The organism is Pantoea sp. SM3, from assembly GCF_000963995.1.
Lineage (GTDB): Bacteria > Pseudomonadota > Gammaproteobacteria > Enterobacterales > Enterobacteriaceae > Pantoea > Pantoea rwandensis_B.
Window position 1 is genome coordinate 1 of record NZ_JZRD01000028.1, and the last position, 3392, is coordinate 3392.

A 3392-nucleotide genomic window follows, 5' to 3' on the forward strand; every position below is an offset into this window, starting at 1 on the left:
AGCCATCAGCCATCAGCCATCAGCGCGTGAATACCCGATTTTCCTGTTCCGCCACACGAATAAACGTGGTGCGCTTTGTCAGTTCTTTAAGGCGTGCTGCACCTACGTAAGTGCAGGCCGAACGCAGGCCGCCGAGGATATCCTTCACGGTTTCCTCCACCGGGCCACGCAGTGGCAGACGAACGGTTTTCCCTTCTGCAGCACGATACTGGGCAACACCGCCGACATGGCGTTTCATCGCGGATTTAGAGCTCATACCATAGAACAACATAAACTGTTCGCCCTGCTCTTCGACGACGTTCCCCTCGCACTCATCGTGCGCCGCCAGCATGCCGCCGAGCATGACAAAATCTGCCCCGCCGCCGAAAGCTTTCGCAATATCACCCGGCACCGAACAGCCGCCATCGCTGACGATCTGGCCGCCGAGGCCATGCGCCGCATCTGCACACTCAATCACCGCAGACAGTTGCGGGTAGCCGACGCCGGTTTTGACTCGCGTAGTGCAGACAGAACCGGGACCAATGCCGACTTTGACGATATCCGCGCCAGAAAGAATCAGCTCCTCGACCATTTCACCGGTCACCACATTACCCGCGCAGATGGTTTTGCCTGGGAAACTTTCACGCACTCGTTGCAGGAACTCAACAAAGTGCTCGGAGTAACCATTGGCAACATCAATACAGATGAAATTGAGCTGTGACGATAGGGCGAGAATCGCGGTGAGTTTACTGAAATCGGCTTCGGAGGTACCGGATGACACCATCACATGCCCGAGCACTGTAGCCGGTACGCGCTGGATAAATGCCTGCCAGGCTTCCACGCTGTAGTGTTTATGCACTGCAGTCAGAACATTGAAGCCCGCCAGCGCTTCGGCCATGGTGAATGTGCCCACGGTGTCCATATTGGCGGCAATCACCGGAACGCCGGTCCAGTTCAGACCTGAATGCTTGAAAGTGTAGGTGCGTTCGAGTTCAACCTCAGAACGGCTTTTCAGGGTGGAGCGTTTGGGGCGGATCAAAACATCTTTAAAGCCCAGTTTTAAATCTTCTTCAATACGCATAGCTGAGTGTCCTGGTTAGTGACGACGAACCGCAGTTCGGGTAGCGCTCACGGCTCCAGTGTCGTTATCATACGCGCCATTCGTTCCGCGACAAGACTGCGAATTTCACTTTATTTAAGCTACAATCCCTTAAATTTAGCTGAGAAAATTGATTGTGATCATGCTCTCATCTTATTGCGGCTGATGGTCGCCCAATGAAGACAATTTTGAGAGAACGCTATGCCTTTTACCGTTGCGCTCACCGGAGGAATTGGCAGTGGTAAAAGCACCATTGCCAATGCTTTCGCCGCGCTAGGCGTTGATATTATTGATGCTGATGTGATTGCGCGAGAAGTGGTTGAACCTGGTTCACCCGCCCTGCAGGCGATCGTTAAACGCCATGGTGAGTCAATATTGACCGCCGAAGGAGCGTTGTATCGGGCACGGCTGCGCGAGATTATTTTTCAGCAGCCGAAAGAAAAAAACTGGCTAAATCAGCTGCTTCATCCTCTTATCAATGCCCGTACGCAGCAGCTAAAATTATTGGCAACGTCACCCTATGTGTTATGGGTGGTGCCACTATTGGTGGAAAACGGGTTACAGCATCAGGCTGACCGGGTTCTGGTGGTTGATGTGGATGAAGCTACGCAGTTGCGGCGTACTCAGCAGCGTGATGGCATCACACTTAGCCAGGCAAAAAATATTCTTGCCGCACAGGCCAGCCGCGAGCAGCGTCTGGCCTGTGCGGATGACATCATCGATAACAGTGGTACGCCCGAGCAGGCGTTGCCGCGCGTTGCTGAACTTCACCAGCGTTATTTACGCCTGGCAGCAACCGGACAGGATTAACATCATGAGTACAGTCGTTCTGTTTGAACACCCGCTGAATGAGAAGATGCGCACCTGGCTGCGCGTGGAGTCATTACTTAACCAACTGCATGAAACGGTGCCTGTGGTGAATTCCGTCTCTGCATTAGGGGTATTTCGCATCATTGGTGATCTGTTAGATATCTTTGAGCGCGGTGATATGCGTACCGAGCTATTGAAAGAGCTGGAGCGCCAGCAGCAGAAACTTCGCGCATGGCTTGATGTGCCAGGTGTGGACGAACACACCGTCAGCAGCCTGCGTGATCGATTAAAACAGCAATCCAGCGAGCTGAATGCGGCACCACGTATGGGTCAGCAGTTGCGCGAAGATCGGTTGATTGGATTGGTACGCCAGCGATTGAGCATTCCTGGTGGCTGCTGCAGTTTTGATTTGCCGAGCCTGCATATCTGGCTGCACCAGCAACAGTCCCAGCGGGATTCGCAGGTTAACGGCTGGCTGGCGTCACTGGTTCCTCTGCGCAATAGTCTGACCATGATCCTCGATCTGGTGCGTCAGTCAGGCGTATTTCGTCATCAAACCAGCCTGAACGGTTTTTACCAGGATAATGCCGAAGGTTCGGATTTGTTACGTCTCCAGCTCACCCTCGAAGATGCGCTTTACCCGCAGGTTTCAGGCCATAAAAGCCGTTATGCCATTCGATTCCTGCCACTGGACAGCGAGCGCGGTGAAGTGCCAGCCCGATTGAATTTTGAATTAGCGTGTTGTTGAGGTTGTTATGCAGGAAGAGATGATTACCGTACCTTGTCCCAACTGCGGTAAAGATGTGATGTGGGATGAACTGAGTCCGTGGCGCCCGTTCTGCAGCAAGCGCTGCCAGCTGATTGATTTGGGCGAATGGGCCGCTGAAGAGAAGCGTATTCCCAGCGATAGCGATCTGACCGACAGCGATGACTGGAGCGAAGAACAGCATTAATAAGAGATAAGGGGCTTACGCCCCTTCGCTTAAATTTCGTCAGCCACCAGGCGAGCGATAAGTTCGTGGTTTGCAGGAGGAAACTCTTCCGCGACTAAATCACGCTGTTCCACCCAACGCTGAGGCTGTCCTTCACGGCCGTACGGCTCACCGTTCCATCCTTCCACCAGGAAGAAGTGCAATGTGACGCGCAGATCGTCATAGCTATGATCGGCCAGACCAATCGCCTTCGCGGCTGTCACCTCAATGCCGGTCTCTTCCATCAACTCGCGTTTTAACGCTTGTTCAGCGGTTTCATCCTGTTCAATTTTTCCGCCAGGAAACTCCCATTTATTCGCCATGTAGGAACTTGCCGCACGCTGGGCAAGGAAGATCTGACGGCTGGCATTGCGAATGATGCCCACTGCGACTTGCAGGTGTTTCATAAGCTGAATTCCGCTTTTAATTAATGAGCGCTGATAGTAATGCAGTCGCCAGGCAATGTTAACTCTGTGGCGACGGCCAAAAGAAAAAGGAGCCCGAAGGCTTAATGCCAGTCAGTTAAGCCTGAC

Annotated in this window: 5 protein-coding genes; 3 read left to right on the top strand and 2 right to left on the bottom strand. The window is 53.0% G+C overall.

Annotation, left to right across the window (positions count from 1 at the left end):
• Positions 1 to 19: 19 nt before the first annotated feature.
• The gene (locus VI01_RS15840) at positions 20 to 1060 is read right to left on the bottom strand and encodes a GMP reductase (RefSeq protein WP_045815869.1); all 1041 of its coding nucleotides are present in this window, start codon (positions 1058 to 1060) and stop codon (positions 20 to 22) included.
• A 219-nt stretch (positions 1061 to 1279) separates the two neighbouring features.
• Between VI01_RS15840 and coaE the strand changes: the two genes are divergently transcribed.
• The 3 genes from coaE to yacG are packed head-to-tail and all read left to right on the top strand — an operon-like array spanning position 1280 to position 2841.
• Positions 1280 to 1888, top strand: coding sequence for a dephospho-CoA kinase (gene coaE, locus VI01_RS15845; protein ID WP_038649058.1), 609 nt, complete (start codon positions 1280 to 1282; stop codon positions 1886 to 1888).
• A 4-nt stretch (positions 1889 to 1892) separates the two neighbouring features.
• Complete coding sequence (gene zapD, locus VI01_RS15850) at positions 1893 to 2636, top strand: cell division protein ZapD (protein ID WP_034829657.1); 744 nt, start codon at positions 1893 to 1895, stop codon at positions 2634 to 2636.
• Between the two features lie 7 nt (positions 2637 to 2643).
• A complete protein-coding gene (gene yacG, locus VI01_RS15855; protein WP_034829659.1) occupies positions 2644 to 2841 on the top strand; it encodes a DNA gyrase inhibitor YacG in 198 nt (65 codons plus the stop codon).
• A gap of 29 nt (positions 2842 to 2870) precedes the next feature.
• On the opposite strand, the gene mutT is transcribed toward yacG, so the two are convergent.
• Entirely contained in the window at positions 2871 to 3266 is a 396-nt protein-coding gene (mutT, locus tag VI01_RS15860; RefSeq protein ID WP_034829661.1) for an 8-oxo-dGTP diphosphatase MutT, read from the bottom strand.
• Positions 3267 to 3392: the final 126 nt, after the last annotated feature.